At 31.9% G+C, this 15,173-nt stretch carries 17 protein-coding genes and 1 pseudogene; 10 read left to right on the forward strand and 8 right to left on the reverse strand.

Features of this window, described 5'->3' with window-relative positions:
• Nucleotides 1-45: 45 nt before the first annotated feature.
• Genes rnz through nadA form a run of 3 tightly spaced genes read left to right on the forward strand, consistent with a single transcriptional unit; the run spans nt 46 to nt 2,613 of the window.
• Nucleotides 46-939, forward strand: a complete 894-nt coding sequence (gene rnz / locus MR875_04965) for a ribonuclease Z (protein MCI6994192.1) — start codon at nt 46-48, stop codon at nt 937-939.
• Nucleotides 940-949: 10 nt separating this feature from the next.
• A complete protein-coding gene (locus MR875_04970; GenBank protein ID MCI6994193.1) occupies nt 950-1,696 on the forward strand; it encodes a mechanosensitive ion channel family protein in 747 nt (248 codons plus the stop codon).
• The gene (gene nadA, locus MR875_04975; protein ID MCI6994194.1) at nt 1,696-2,613 is read left to right on the forward strand and encodes a quinolinate synthase NadA; all 918 of its coding nucleotides are present in this window, start codon (nt 1,696-1,698) and stop codon (nt 2,611-2,613) included. Before MR875_04970 ends, nadA begins: the two co-directional genes overlap by 1 nt.
• 40 nt (nt 2,614-2,653) lie before the next feature.
• Here the strand turns inward: nadA and MR875_04980 are convergent, their stop codons facing one another.
• The 4 genes from MR875_04980 to MR875_04995 form a co-directional block, all read right to left on the reverse strand.
• Entirely contained in the window at nt 2,654-3,280 is a 627-nt protein-coding gene (locus MR875_04980; protein MCI6994195.1) for a hypothetical protein, read from the reverse strand.
• 36 nt (nt 3,281-3,316) lie between these two features.
• Entirely contained in the window at nt 3,317-3,628 is a 312-nt protein-coding gene (locus tag MR875_04985) for a hypothetical protein (GenBank protein ID MCI6994196.1), read from the reverse strand.
• A gap of 95 nt (nt 3,629-3,723) precedes the next feature.
• Nucleotides 3,724-4,002 (reverse strand): hypothetical protein, encoded by a 279-nt coding sequence (locus MR875_04990; protein MCI6994197.1) that lies wholly within the window; start codon nt 4,000-4,002, stop codon nt 3,724-3,726.
• Nucleotides 3,992-4,942, reverse strand: coding sequence for an alpha/beta fold hydrolase (locus MR875_04995; protein MCI6994198.1), 951 nt, complete (start codon nt 4,940-4,942; stop codon nt 3,992-3,994). The genes MR875_04990 and MR875_04995 overlap by 11 nt, the downstream gene beginning before the upstream one ends.
• 126 nt (nt 4,943-5,068) lie before the next feature.
• Here MR875_04995 and nucS point away from each other — a divergent pair, with 126 nt between their 5' ends.
• A complete protein-coding gene (gene nucS / locus MR875_05000; GenBank protein ID MCI6994199.1) occupies nt 5,069-5,851 on the forward strand; it encodes an endonuclease NucS in 783 nt (260 codons plus the stop codon).
• Here the strand turns inward: nucS and MR875_05005 are convergent.
• A complete protein-coding gene (locus MR875_05005; protein ID MCI6994200.1) occupies nt 5,848-6,327 on the reverse strand; it encodes a hypothetical protein in 480 nt (159 codons plus the stop codon). The two genes, nucS and MR875_05005, sit on opposite strands and share 4 nt — an antisense overlap.
• Before the next feature lie 92 nt (nt 6,328-6,419).
• Between MR875_05005 and MR875_05010 the strand changes: the two genes are divergently transcribed.
• Nucleotides 6,420-7,136: a zinc ribbon domain-containing protein gene (locus MR875_05010; GenBank protein ID MCI6994201.1), complete on the forward strand. Its 717-nt coding sequence runs from the start codon at nt 6,420-6,422 to the stop codon at nt 7,134-7,136.
• Nucleotides 7,137-7,181: 45 nt separating this feature from the next.
• The gene (locus MR875_05015; protein MCI6994202.1) at nt 7,182-8,009 is read left to right on the forward strand and encodes a carbon-nitrogen hydrolase family protein; all 828 of its coding nucleotides are present in this window, start codon (nt 7,182-7,184) and stop codon (nt 8,007-8,009) included.
• Here MR875_05015 and MR875_05020 read toward each other — a convergent pair whose 3' ends face one another.
• Entirely contained in the window at nt 8,010-8,858 is an 849-nt protein-coding gene (locus MR875_05020; protein ID MCI6994203.1) for a HEAT repeat domain-containing protein, read from the reverse strand.
• 77 nt (nt 8,859-8,935) lie between these two features.
• Nucleotides 8,936-9,705, reverse strand: a pseudogene (locus MR875_05025) (SDR family oxidoreductase).
• Between the two features lie 316 nt (nt 9,706-10,021).
• Here MR875_05025 and MR875_05030 point away from each other — a divergent pair.
• The 4 genes from MR875_05030 to MR875_05045 are packed head-to-tail and all read left to right on the forward strand — an operon-like array spanning nt 10,022 to nt 13,922.
• Nucleotides 10,022-12,619: an ATP-dependent helicase gene (locus tag MR875_05030; protein MCI6994204.1), complete on the forward strand. Its 2,598-nt coding sequence runs from the start codon at nt 10,022-10,024 to the stop codon at nt 12,617-12,619.
• An 8-nt stretch (nt 12,620-12,627) separates the two neighbouring features.
• Nucleotides 12,628-13,089, forward strand: a complete 462-nt coding sequence (locus MR875_05035) for a flavodoxin (protein ID MCI6994205.1) — start codon at nt 12,628-12,630, stop codon at nt 13,087-13,089.
• 20 nt (nt 13,090-13,109) lie between these two features.
• Nucleotides 13,110-13,478: a DUF5518 domain-containing protein gene (locus MR875_05040; GenBank protein MCI6994206.1), complete on the forward strand. Its 369-nt coding sequence runs from the start codon at nt 13,110-13,112 to the stop codon at nt 13,476-13,478.
• 18 nt (nt 13,479-13,496) lie between these two features.
• Entirely contained in the window at nt 13,497-13,922 is a 426-nt protein-coding gene (locus tag MR875_05045) for a hypothetical protein (GenBank protein MCI6994207.1), read from the forward strand.
• Nucleotides 13,923-13,994: 72 nt separating this feature from the next.
• Here MR875_05045 and MR875_05050 read toward each other — a convergent pair whose 3' ends face one another.
• The gene (locus MR875_05050) at nt 13,995-15,086 is read right to left on the reverse strand and encodes a formate--phosphoribosylaminoimidazolecarboxamide ligase (protein MCI6994208.1); all 1,092 of its coding nucleotides are present in this window, start codon (nt 15,084-15,086) and stop codon (nt 13,995-13,997) included.
• Nucleotides 15,087-15,173: the final 87 nt, after the last annotated feature.

A 15,173-nucleotide genomic window follows, 5' to 3' on the forward strand; every position in this document is an offset into this window, starting at 1 on the left:
ATAATTAATATATACTATTTTTATAATATAAAAATAAGTGATTATATGGAAATTATATTTTTAGGAACATCCTCAGCAGTACATTCATATAACAGAAACCACCCTGCAATTATTTTAAAAGCATTTGGTGAGACAATGTTATTTGATTGCGGCGAAGGAACACAAAGACAACTAATTTTTGCTAAAGTAAGTCCTATGAAAATATCCAAGATATTTCTTAGCCATTATCACGGAGATCATATTTTAGGCCTTCCAGGATTGTTGCAATCCATGAATTTCAGAGGAAGAGAAACAAAATTAACAATATATGGTCCAAAAGGTTTAAACACACTAAAAAATGCAATATTTAACTTAGGATACTGTAAAATTGATTTTCCAATTGAATTTATTGAAATAGGTACAGAAACTATTGAAAGCTGTGAAGAATACATTATCAAATCACAGGACGTCAATCACCAAGTTCCATGCTTAGCATACACCGTTAAAGAACTCAAAAAGCCTAGGTTTTTACGTGAAAAAGCTATTGAATTAGGCGTTCCAGTAGGTCCTGCCTTCGGAAAACTTCACAACGGCGAAGAAGTTGAAGTTAACGGCAAAATTATAAAACCAGAACAGGTTTTAGGCCCTGCAAGAAAAGGAAATAAAGTAACCTATTCAGGAGACACAACACCATGTGAAGAAATGATTGAATTTGCAAAAGATTCAACCCTCCTCATTCACGAGTCAACATATGTAAATGAAGATGCCGACAAGGCAAAGGACAATTTCCATTCAACATCTTCTGATGCAGCAAGAATAGCTAAAAAAAGCAATTCAAAACAATTAGTTTTAACACATTTCAGTACAAGATACACTTCATTGGATGATCTGCTTAAAGAAGCAAAGGAAATCTTTGAAAATACCAAACTTGCAAAAGATTTCATGAAGATAGAAATTTAAAGATGATATTATGGACATTCCGCTAATAGATAACCCAACAAGAACTCTAATTTATATTTTAATAGTTATCATTGGAACATCAATTCTAACAAGAGTTGTTGCTTTTTTAATGAATAGAATGAATCGTTTTCATGGAAATCAAGCAGCAATCTATCTCACAAGAGACATAATAAATTATGTAATTTATTTTGTTGCATTGATGATTATTTTACAGTTCTTTGGAATCAATCTTGCAGGAACACTATTGAGTTTAGGAATAGCAGGTATTGCTTTGAGTTTTGCAGCTAAAGACATAATATCAAATTTATTTTCAGGAATAATATTGATTATCGGAAGAAGTATTCAAGTTGGAGACACCATTGAAATAAACAATAAAAAAGGTGTTGTTGAAAGACTTACACTTAGATCAACAATTATTTCTGATGACAATGGAGTTAAAGAAATCATTCCAAACTCCACATTGACAAATAATCCTTATTATTACTTTAAAACTCCTGAAAAATATAGGGCAGATTTGGAAATCTGCTTAACATTAGATGTTGATGTTGAGGAGTTTGAAGAGTATATTGTGGATAAAATGTTAAAGCAGGATGGAATATTAGAAAATCCAAAGCCTGCTGTTTACTCAAAAGGAACTGCATTTGATGAAAGCCAACTAAAAGTTTCATTTTGGGTAAAAGACTTTAATAGTAAAGATAAATATAAATTAATAATCACTAACGAAATAAGAAAATTTATAAAAATGGGTGAAAAATAATGACTAACGCTCTTCAAGACGAAATTTTAAAATTGAAAGATGAAAAAAATGCAATCATACTTGCACACAATTACCAACCAAAAGAAGTTCAGGAAATCGCAGACTTCCTTGGAGATTCATTAGAATTATGTATCAAAGCTTCTGAAATTGACGATAAAGATTTAGTAATATTCTGTGGTGTGGATTTCATGGCAGAAACTGCATTCATATTAAATCCTGACAAAAAAATTGTCATTCCAACATTAGAAGCAGAATGTCCAATGGCACACATGTTACCTGAAGAAGTTCTTTTAGAAGTTAAAGAAGAGCATCCTGATGCTGGAGTTATCCTTTATGTAAACAGTATTGCTGAAGCAAAACAACATGCAGACACATTATGTACTTCAGCTAATGCAGTGAAAGTTGCTGAAAGCATACCTCATAAAAAAATATTATTTGGACCAGATAAAAACTTAGGAGCACACGTTGCAGCTAAACTTGATAAAGAAATCATTCCAGTTCCAAAAGATGGTCACTGTTACGTTCACAGATTATTCCATATTGAAGATGTCGAACTTAAAAGAGAACAACACCCTAATGCAGAAATAATATGCCATCCAGAATGTGACATGAAAGTTCAAAAAGCATGTGATCAAGTAATGTCCACCGGAGGAATGTTAAGATACATTGCAGCAAGTGATAAGGAAGAATTCGTAATCGGAACTGAAATTGACATGATTACAAGAATCAATGCAGAAGTTCCTGGTAAAAAATTATATCCTTTACTTGAAGGAGCTATTTGTGAAACTATGAAGTTACACACACTTGAAAAAATTAGAGATTCCCTTGTAAACGAAGCTCCACAAGTCACATTACCTAAAGATGTTGCTGACAAATCAAGAAAAGCAGTACAACATATGCTTGATGCTTCAAAATAATTAAAAAAAATTATAAAGCTAATTTCTAATTAGCTTTTTCTTATTCTATTTCATATTCATTTACAAATGAGAGTATTTTGTAAATGGAATCATTTTTGTTATTATAATCAAATTCTTCAGCTTCTGGAGTAATTACTTTTATAACCACATTATCAATTGTTCCTTCTAAAGGCAATACATCATTTTCAATATCCATATAAAATAGATCAGATGTAGTTACAATTAAAGTGCTTGCTTTAATATTGGATAGTTTATCTACGACATCATACTCCAAGAGACACTTTGTGAGGTATTTCAAATCAAAAATATCTCTGAATAAACCTGCTTCAACAAAATCCTCAAGCATAGCATCAACTTCTTCTCTGGATGCATTAGCAAGTTGGTCTCTAGACAAATAATTTAAAAACAGCAAACGATTGATTACCACAACCAATTGTGATAAAGAAGAATCATAAACATCAGAATAAAGGGCATCGTTAGATTCCAAAATCGCTTCTATAGATTTAAAAAATACATAATTCCTTCCAGACAATTTAGACATATTATTCAAAGACACAATATGTTCCATGTAATCAGGATATTCAGCAGCCCATGTAAATACTTCACAGCCTCCAATACCTTCACCAATTATTGCCAAAACATTATCTATGTCAAATTTCTCTTTCAAGAATTGTTTTTTAAAGTTGACAGAATCCCTAAAAGTTTATACTGGGGATTTATATTTTAAACCTGTTGTGGATGGTGAACAGGATTCAGGTGAACCTAATGCAAGAATCCTTATAAAAAAGTATTTATTATTACGAATAAACTCAAATTCCTCACCCTCATGAAGAATTTCCTTTGTTAAATTATTATGAAGATTAAGTAAAGCAGAGCGTTCTCCTTTAAGAGTAGAACAAAATACAATTGCATTAATCATATTTCCATCTTCATCATATTTTGGAATCCCCATTGTACTATATTCAACATTTACATCCTCAAGAACTGCACCGGATTCAAATTCAAAAGAAGACATGGCATGATTACCAAATTCAACATTCAATTCTCGAATAATAATAACACATCCCTTATTTAATTAATATAATACAAATAATTTAGAATATAAATAGTTTATACCATATCCTCTAAAAAACTAGACAAAAATACAAACATTTCTATTTCTTCCCTTACAATGAAATCATCAAGCCTAAACTGTGCAACATCACTTTGAAAAGGATATAATTTTTCATCAAAATACATTTTAATTATTAAAATATTTTCATTGATTACTATATTTTCAGACAAATTGTTCATAAGATAATCCATTTGTGCAGGTAACAATCCAGACACACTATACTCAACGAATTTGCGATTATTTTCATCACCATAATTTGAAATCTTAACAATCATTAAATTCCCCCATAAACTCTTTTAATTCATTTGAAATTGTATCTAATTCATTGAAACACAAATGCCCCAAGTCAGAATCCATAATTATTAATTGAGAACCATCAATCATTTGAGACATTGGAATAGCATCTAATTCTGGAGGAAAATGTGGATCTTGCTTGCATGCAATTATCAATGTCTTTGATTTGATTTTATCCAATTCATTTTCAACATCAAAATACATGCATGCTTCATTGCAGTACTTCAAATCATAGATATCTGTTTCTATGCTTTCATTGCCGAAGTTTTCAAATTCAGAATGCAATTCTGCTTTAGACATATTCCTTAAAGCTTCTTTAGACAATCCAAAATTAAATTCCGCCAAACTAGCTATCCTCAATGTTCTATTTAAAGAATAAGTTAATTCACCACGATTATAATCAGGGTCAGATTCTATTATTTCATTTACAAAGTGAGATAGAATGAAATCATGACCTGCAACTTTATAACTGCTAACACCACAAATGATAAAATCAGCATAATCCTGGAAGTTAATTGCTGAAGTAAGAGCAACAAAACCCCCCATAGAGTTACCAATCATGCCTAAAACATGATTAATGCTGAATTTTTGTGCCAGGAATTCCTTTTGAAAGTTCACAACATCATTAATTGAATATTTTGGAAACCTGTTTTTTAAATCAGTAGTTGATGGTGAACAGGATCCAGGAGAACCAAGAGCTGAAATACAAATGAAGAAATATTTATTTTCATCAAAAGCATCATTTTCACCAAGTAATGGTGCAAGTTTTTTTACTGAAGAATAGCTGCCCAAAGAACCGTGACAGTACACTACAGCATTTTTTATAAAGCCATTTTCATCATAGACAGGAGTTCCAAAAGTCATGTATTCCACAGTTACATCAGTCAATACATCACCATTTTCAAATTCAAATGAATCCATCACAAAGTATTCATTTTTTGATATAAAATAATCATCATCGTAAATTAAAATTCCTCCATCCCAAATTGAATTAAATTATTCTTTAAAAAACAAATTATTTAAATTAAACTAAACAATGTTATTGTAATGAAATATAAAATCTTAGAAAAACCTAGTTGCGAAGAAGGATACGACCTTGTTCAGGAAGCTTTACGTAAAAAAGCAACAATATTAATCTTTGCTTGCTGTAAAGTCAGCTATGAAGGAAGAGCATTAAGTGAACTCAACTGGGGAGAACGTATAATAATGATTAAGCCAGACGGTGCATTCTTAATTCACCAAGAGAAAAAAGTAGAACCTGTTAACTGGCAACCACCAAAATCAAGGACTAGAAGTTACATCAAAAATGACAATCTATTTTTAGAAAGTCACAGAAGAACCCCAAAAGAATTGTTAACCGTTGAAATTAGGAAAATCCAATTTATCAATTATGCCAATATTGAAGACTTTGAAGAGCTTGAACAGGCAGGATACGAAAAAGATATGAGTGACATGATAATGGAAAAACCTCACATGATTGAAAAAGGTTTTACTCCAACTACCCGTGAATACAGCGTAGACCATGGATTCATTGACATTTTAGGAAAAGACAAAGACAATAACCTAATGGTTCTTGAATTAAAAGCCCGTAAAGCTGGAGTTACAGCAGTAAAACAACTCAGAAGATATCTTCAAGATTTAAAAAATACAGATAACGACTATTTAAGAGAGTGCAAATCAGAGAAAAAACAGATTAGAGGATTACTTGTTGCACCTTCAATAATGGACGATGCTTTGGAATTGCTTGAAGAAGAAGGCATTGAATTTGTGTCCGTGGAACCTCCACGTGAGCTAAAAAGAGATAAAAAAGTAACATTAGATGCATTCTAATCCAATGCATCCTCAATTTTTTTCAATTCATTATTATAATAATTTATTGTGTATAAATTAGCAGGTGTAGATTTAACCACATGACAGTCTTTTTCTAATTTATAAATAAGATAATCTTCACCATCTAAAGGAATGGTTGCATCTTCATCCAACAATTCTAAATTTTCAAGTTCTTCCAAGATATTTTGATATTCTTTTTCTTCAAGAGCAATCAAATCATCCAATTCCATGTCCTGAGCCTTAGGGTTTAAATGAGTTGCAATAGCTACAAACCCATTGACCATTTTATCTGACAATTCAAATATTGCAGTTCTAATTTCAACCATAGACATTTTTACATGAATTAAAGTGTTTTTGGTGACTGGAATTTCCTTAGACAAACCTATTTGGTTAATTTCATAGTTATTTTTCCACTCCCCAATTTTGTAAACTGCATAATTTATATCATTAACATTAATAATTTCTTCATTGGTCATTCTATCACGATTATAAATATCTATTTATAATAATAAATAGATTATTATAAATATTGTTAATAATAAATGTAAATTTTAATGGAGGTTAAACAGTGAAAAAATGTCCTGAATGTGGAAATCCTAGTTATGATGGAGCCCCAGTTTGTGGAAACTGTGGATATAAATTCCCTATGGCTAAAAAAATAGTGCCTAAAGGTGAAGATATATTCAAAAAAGAACCCAAAAAGGTCAAAAAACAATCCAAAAAGGGAAAAACTTCCAATGACGAAAGTACACTTAATATTTTAAAACAAAAGAAACTTATTATTGGAATAATCTTAGTTATAACTTTAATTATAATTTGTGGAATCTTTTTAACAGGATCAAGTGACAAATCTTCCCCAATTCAAAGTATTGACTCCGCTCAATACAGTGCAGGTGATTTTTCATTCAAATATCCTAACAATTGGCAGCAAATAAACCAAACTGATGCTGAACACCCTGGTGCAATATTCTACAAAACAACAAACAATACAACTGTTGAATACTATAATGTAAGCAGCAGTGCATCATCCTTGAAAGAAATAAATCAAAACAGAATCAGCCATGCTCAAAGCGTAGGTGCATCCGTAACACTTCTTGAAACTATAACATTAGACGGAAGAAATGCATCAAATATCATCTTAGAGAATGCTGATGGAAACTACACAAGATATGTTTCAATGTTTAGTGATGGTGAACTATATGTATTTAGACTTTCTGGCGATTCTGTAAATTCCGTTACATCTGATGAAATTACCGGAATGATAAACTCTGCAGATATTGCTTAAGTATGATTTAAATCATACTTCTTTTCTATTTTTTAAGTGTTTAAAATGACAAAAATTAAGCTTGCTTTATGTCAAATGAATGTTGTCGACAATAAAGAAAAAAACATAAAAACAGCTCGTTTGATGATTGAAGAAAGCATATCTAAAAATGCTGATTTTATAATATTACCTGAAATGTTTAACTGCCCATATTCCAACGACAAATTTATTGAATATGGTGAAAAAGAGAAAAGCAGTGAAACACTTTCTGAAATTTCCAAATTAGCTAAATCAAACAATGTATACATCCTTGCAGGATCAATTCCGGAAATAGAAGAAGACAAATTATACAATACCAGTTATCTTTTCGATAGACAAGGAAATGTTATTGCAAAGCATAGGAAAATGCATCTCTTTGATATTGACGTTAAAAGAAAGATAACATTTAAAGAGTCAGATGTGCTAACCGCAGGTAATGACTTTACAATAGCTGATACTGAATTTGGGAAAGTTGGTATTGGAATATGTTATGACATTCGTTTCCCAGAGCTTGCAAAAATCATGGTTGAAAACGGAGCATTAATCTTGATTTATCCAGGTGCATTCAATATGACAACAGGCCCAGCACATTGGGAGTTGCTATTCCGTTCAAGAGCAATGGACAATCAGGCATTCTGTATTGGCGTTGCACCCGCATTGAATAATGATGCAAGTTACCATAGCTATGGACATTCAATAATTACAAATCCTTGGGGAGAAGTAATAGCCCAAGCTAGTGAAAAAGAAAGTTTAATAATTTCAGAAATCGATTTAAGTGAAATAAAAAAAGTAAGGGAAGAGTTACCTCTTTTAAAGAATAAAAGAGATGACCTCTACGAAGTTATTCAAAAATAACTATTTTAATTTTGCCAATCTTTTCTCGAAGTAAGATAATTTTTTATCATTGTCTGCAAATACTTCAATTGCAGTTTCAATTACTCTAACTTCATTGTCATAGTCATTATCTTTCCTATATAATACACATAATCTTTTGTATGGAGCATCTTTAGCCTGTTTTGACTCAACATACCTTTCGTATTCTTTAATAGCTTTTTGCATATTGGTTTTTTCCCATTCTTTAATGGTACTCATTGGAATGACTTTAACAACAGATTTTCCAGATGCTTTTGCTTTTTGTCTTTTTTGTGCCTTTTTAATAGCTTTATTACATGATTTTTTGAAGTCTTCATCTTTTTCTGCTTTTCTTGCATCTTTAATTGCTTTAATTGATTCATCAGTTGCAAGGTCTCCTAAAGATTGAATAGCTGCTAATCTAACACCCCAATCCTCATCCTGAAGACATTTTGAAATTGAATCAAGTTCATCTGCAGCTTGAAGTTCACCTAATGCACGTACGGCAACTTTCCTAACTCCAAAATCCTCATCTTCAGTTGCTTCAACAAAATAAGGTACAACTTTACTATTTTCAGTTTCTTTAAGTGCAAAAGCTAAAAATCTTTTGTTTTTACCTTCAGCATTGCTAAATTCCTCAATTAATTTATCAACAGCCATTTCACCCATGTTACCTAAAATTTCAGCTGCTTTGAATCTGACTTGTGCATTATCATCAGTAGTAGCTTTAATTAATGGTTCAATAGCTGATTCATCAGTAATTCCAACTAATGATTCTATAGCTTCTTTTCTAACTTTGACATCCTCATCAGATAGTTTAGAAATAGCATCATCAAAACTTAAATTAGTCATGATAATAAGTTAGTTTTTAAGAATATATAATCTTTTAATAAAAATAGGAAATTAAATAAGAGAAAAAATTCTCTTATTTAAATAGCAGTCCAACCACCATCGATACATATTAATTGACCAGTACAATAACTGGATGCATCGGATGCCAAGTAAATTGCAATACCATCCAATTCACCAGGTTGACCTAAACGACCAGCCGGACAGTATGCTTTAATAAGATCCATGAATCCATCGAGTTCAATAGTATCAATAGTCAATTCTGTTTCAAATACCGCAGGACCAATTGCATTTACGGTAATGTTGTATTTTGCCCATTCAACAGCCAATTTTTTGGTTAAGTTCATTACGCCACCTTTAGCTGAAGAATATGCGCTGATACCTCCACCAGGGAAGATTACTCTGGAGTGGATTGAACCAATGTTTATGATTTTACCATATTCTTGTTCAATCATAATTTCTCCGACAGCTTTACACATGTAGTATACACCACTTAAGTCAATGTGAATGTGTCTTTCCCATTCTTCATTGCTTTGATCGGTAACCATTTTGTTATTTCCCATACCTGCTGCGTTAACTAAAATATCAATTCTTCCATATGCATCCATAACTTTTGCAACAGCAGCTGTGATGCTGTCGTAGTCACCTACATCACATACAGCATACATTACATCGAAATCGAATTTTTCTTCTATTCAGCGACATTTTCTTGAAGTCTTTCTTCTCTTCTAGCAAATAATGCTACTTTAGCACCTTGACTTGCATATGCTTGTGCAATTTGCCAACCAAGACCAGAAGAAGCACCAGTAATTACTGCAACTTTGTCTTTAATATCAAAATAGTTTTTCATTTTCAATACCACCTAAGCACTAAGCCCATGAATGAATATATTATAAATTAAACTATTTAACTATTTTATTTAGTTTTTTATATATTTGATAAATTATATTCAATAAATAGAATAATAACTATATAATATTCAAATAATTTGATTAAATAAACCCTTAAAAAAATAGCGATATGAATAAAAAATACCAATGAAAATTACTACACTGGAAAAATATTCCGACAATATTATTAAACTGAACATGACTAGTTATAATAAAATTAAATACTATAAAGATTAAAAGGTTAATAATATTCAAATTAAAATCAGGAGAATAACAATGATTGAAGAACAAACCAAAGTCTACACCAAAAAACAAATATTCAAAACCCTACACCCATGGGTTCAAAAATGGTTTGATTCAAAGTTTGAAGATTTTACTCCCGCACAAAAGATGTCAATCATAGATATCCACAAGAAGAACAACATTTTAATTTCATCACCAACAGGATCAGGAAAAACATTAACAGCATTCCTATCAGTGATAAGTGAATTGACAACACTTGCAGAAAAGGACCAACTAGAAGATAAGGTATACTGCATTTACATTTCACCACTAAAAGCATTAGACAATGATATTGAAAAAAATTTAGAGGAACCCCTAAAAGGAATTGAAGAAATATCCGGTCAGGATTTAGGAATCAGAAAAGCAGTAAGAACCGGAGACACTTCACAATACCAAAGGCAAAAGATGCTTAAAAAACCACCACATATTTTGATTACAACACCCGAAACATTATCCATTTTACTCGTAGCACCAAAATTTAGGGAAAAATTGAGCGGAGTCAAATATGTGATTATTGATGAAATCCACTCACTAGCCGAAAACAAACGTGGAGTTCATTTAAGCTTATCATTAGAAAGATTACAACACTTAATAGGACAATACACAAGAATTGGACTTTCAGCAACCGTAAGTCCTCTTGAAGAAGTTGCGAGATTCCTTGTAGGTTACGAATATGGCGTTGAGCGAAACTGCAAAGTCGTTAAAATAAACTATCTAAAAGAGTTGGATATGGAAGTTATGTGTCCCGTAAGTGATATTGTGCTAGCTGACGAAGAGGACACCCGACTTGGAATGTATGATTTACTTGATGATTTAATTCAGGAAAACAAAACAACATTAGTCTTTACAAACACACGTAGTGGAACAGAACGCTTTGTCTACAATCTAAAGAAAATGTATCCAATGAATTACAATGATTCAAACATCATGGCTCACCATTCCTCACTTTCAAAAGAAGTAAGATTAGATACTGAAAACAAATTAAAGGAAGGAAAACTCAAAGTAGTAATCTCATCAACATCTTTGGAGCTTGGAATTGATATAGGATACATTGATCTTGTTGTTTTGATAAACTCCCCAAAATCTGTTGCAAGAGCACTTCAAAGAATCGGAAGAAGTGGACACAAACTGCATGAAAAGTCAAAAGGAAAAATAATTGTAACAAACCGTGACGACCTGGTTGAATGCTCAGTATTACTTAAAAATGCAAAAGAAGGAAAAATTGACAAAATCAATATCCCAACCAACTGTTTGGATGTTTTAGCACAGCACATTTACGGAATGGGGATTGAAAACCCATGGGATATCGATTATGCATTTGATGTAATCAAAAAGAGTTATTGCTATAAAGACTTATCAAGAGATGATTATGAAGATGTTTTAAGTTATATGGCAGGAGAATATCCTGAACTTGAAGAAAGATACGTCTATGCAAAAATCTGGATTGACTATAAGGAAAACACATTTGGAAAACGTGGAAAACTAGCTAGAGCAATCTATTCAACAAATATAGGAACAATACCTGACAGTTCGGGAGTTCTCGTTAAATGTGATGGAGAAACTGTTGGAAAAATCGAAGAAAGTTTCATGGAAAGATTAAAAAAAGGAGATACCTTCGTTTTAGGAGGTAGAACATACAGATTCAACTACGGAAAAGGAATGACAATCAATGTATCTCCTGCAAGTGGACCTCCTACAATACCATCATGGTTTTCACAGCAATTGCCATTATCTTTTGACCTTGCAATGGACATTCAACGTTTTAGATCCCACATGGAAAGTAGATTTGAATACAGAAGAAGCAAAGAAGATATCATGGAATTCATTTACGATTACTTGTATGTTGATGATTTTGCAGCCAATTCAATCTACGAATACTTTGTTGAACAATACAAATACGCTAAAATTCCAAGTAACCGTATTTTACTCATCGAATATTATAAAGGGTTTGGTGGAAGGAATTTTGTAATATTCCATTCATTATTTGGAAGAAAAGTAAATGATGCATTATCCCGTGCCGTCGCATATGTTGTTGCACGCCAATACAATACAAATGTAACAATATCCATTAGTGACAACGGATTTTATTTAAGTTCAGATGGCAAAATCGGAGGATTAGAGTCATTTAAAGAATTAACACCTGAAAACTTTGAAACAATATTAACAAAATCATTAAACAAGACCGAAACACTTGCATCCAGATTCAGACACTGTGCTGGAAGGTCCCTCATGACCTTGAGAAGATACAAAGGAGAATCCAAGTCTGTTGGCCGCCAGCAAGTCCGTGGGAAAATATTGCTTAAATTCGTTCAGGACATGGATGAAAATTTCTCAATTCTAAAGGAAGCTCGAAGAGAAGCACTTGAAGACTATATGGACATCAAGAATGCCAAAAAAGTAATAGATATGGTGGCTAACGGTTCAATGGAAATAAAGACAATAAATACTGTAATTCCAAGTCCTTTTGCATTTAACCTAGTTTCACAAGGATATTTAGATGTTCTTAACCAAAATGATAAAGCAGAATTTACAAAAAGGATGCATAAAGCAATACTTGATCAAATTAAAGACAAATTAAAAGACATATATTAGGTGAAAATATGAAAACCTTACTCGTTTACTATTCAAGAACAAACATTACAAAAGAAATAGCTGAAACAATACAGAAAAAACTTGATTGTGATATTGAAGAGATAACAGACAACAACAAATATTCCGGAAAACTTGGATTTTTAAAAGGAGGAATGAATGCTGCAATGGGAAGAACAACAGACATCAATCCCATATCAAAAAATCCATCAGATTATGATTTAATCATCATTGGAACTCCAGTTTGGGCTTCAAATATGGCAACTCCAATTTATACATATCTAATGAAATACAACAGTGAAATTAAAAATGTGGCATCATTCTGTACCTGTATGGGCAACGGATATGAACAAACTTTAAAGAATATTTCAGAAGTATGTGGTAAAGAACAAATTTCAACAATGTTTTTGACTGCAGAAGATATTAAAAACCCAGAAGAAAAAATAAATATTTTTATTAATGAAATCAGATAATTATATATGATGGTGATATTATGACTAAATGGAAAGCAGTAATTATAGGTTTCATATTAGCTATAATAGTTAAATCATTTTTCGCCCAATATGAATTTATTGGATTATTAATTGTTGGATTTATCACAGGTTATATTGCACATGACGGAGCACTTAGCGGATTATGGAATGCTGCTGTTGCAGGAGCATTAGGTACAATTGTTAGTGCAGTATTATTTGTTTTAGTCGCAACTTTCGGTGGAAGTTTATTCGGTATTTTCGGAGGATTGACTGGATTTACCCTCTCCGGAATCACAAGTATAACCATAGTAATAACATATTTGATTTATTACGCAATTGTAATGGGAATAACTGGAGCATTCGGTGGAATAATAGCTTCTAAAAAATAAGGATTTGGAGATTAAATTATGAATATGTTTTCAGAGCTAAATGTAAAAGCATTAGTTTTTGGAGCAGCAATAGCTGCAGGATTTATATTACTCGGATGGCAAATCAATGATTGGTTATATCCATTTTCAGCATTAGGACTTATTTATGCAGGGTATGGCCAACCAGACATTAAAACTGGAACCATTATGGGTGCATTAGCTGCAACACCAATTGTAGTATTGACATTTCAAGGATATTTAGGACAATTTGACGGAGTTTTCTTAACTGAAAATGGAATAATTGCAGTGACCCTTATAATTATCGGTGTTGGAGCATTTGTTGGTTTTGTTGGTGCATGGGGTAAAAGAGACCGTGTTAGAGCATTAGAACAATATGAAAAGAAACAAAAAATAGGCAAAAACAAAACCAAAGCAAAAAAAACAAAACAAAGTTCAAACAACTGAACCTAAAAAAGGATTTTTAAATAAAATCTTAAAAAAATAAAATTTAAAAAAAAATAAAAAATAATAACGAACTTATGTTATTATTTTTTCTAATTCTTCTCTTTCTATACCGTTTTTGATTTCAAGAGCAATTCTTCTACCCATACTCATTGGTTTTCCATAAGTTAAATAGGAATAAGGTGAACCGTCCATGAATGTGTTTGTTCCACCGTCAGTTCTTGCACTGATTTCAAAACAAATTACTTCTAAGTTATCGTTAACTAAAGTTTGCATACAGAAAGGACCATTTAATCCTGGAGCAACTAATTTTTTAGCACTTTCAGTTAATTTGTCTGCAATGTCAAATACTTGTGTAAGTAATGATTCACGAATTACAGCAGGGTGGTTACCAGTTACTACATAAGATGGACTTAAATCAATGTCCAATTGATCTTTTGCAGGCATTCTTACAAAACCATCAATACTGGATTCGTATCTTGTATCCATACCCATTAATTCAACAGTATCATCTAATGCAGAGTAGAAATAGTGTATACAGTAGTTACAACCAGATACATATTCTTCAATGTGAGCTGCTTCAACATCACTGTCTTCTAACCATCCACGTGCTTTCATAGCTTCAATTTTTGAGTCGAACTCTTCAGTAGATGAAGCAACAAAGTAACCTCTTCCACCTCTTGCACCTGGGAATTTTACCATTACAGGTCTGTCGATTTCAGAAGGACTGTCATATTTGAAAGGTATTCTTACGCCACCTTCAACAAGCAATTGTCTTTCTTTGTCTCTTTCAGCTTCCCATCTGAGCACATCACGGTTTCCGAACATTGGAACATTGAATTTATCTTCAACATTATCCAAACCGGCATATGCAACAAAAGATCCATGAGGAACAACAATAGCATTCATATCTCTGAGTTTTTGTTGTACATCTTCATTTACAATGTCCTTGAATTTGTCAACCATTATAAATTCATCTGCAACTCCAAATCTTTGATATGGAATTTCACGTCCTTTTTCACAAACAACAGCAGTTCTAAAACCCTCTTCTTTTGCACCTTGCAAAATATGTAAGGATGTATGGCTTCCAAGGGTAGCTATTGTTATATCACTTTTGTCATATTTAGCCAAGATATCTAAGATATCTTCCTTTTTCACTTTTCCCATTTTATCTCTCCTAAAAAGAATGATGATTTTATATATATTTTTCTGAATTAATAATAGTTTTTATTTAATTAAGCAAATATGATTAAA

It is taken from the genome of Methanobrevibacter sp. (assembly GCA_022775905.1).
Taxonomy (GTDB): domain Archaea; phylum Methanobacteriota; class Methanobacteria; order Methanobacteriales; family Methanobacteriaceae; genus Methanocatella.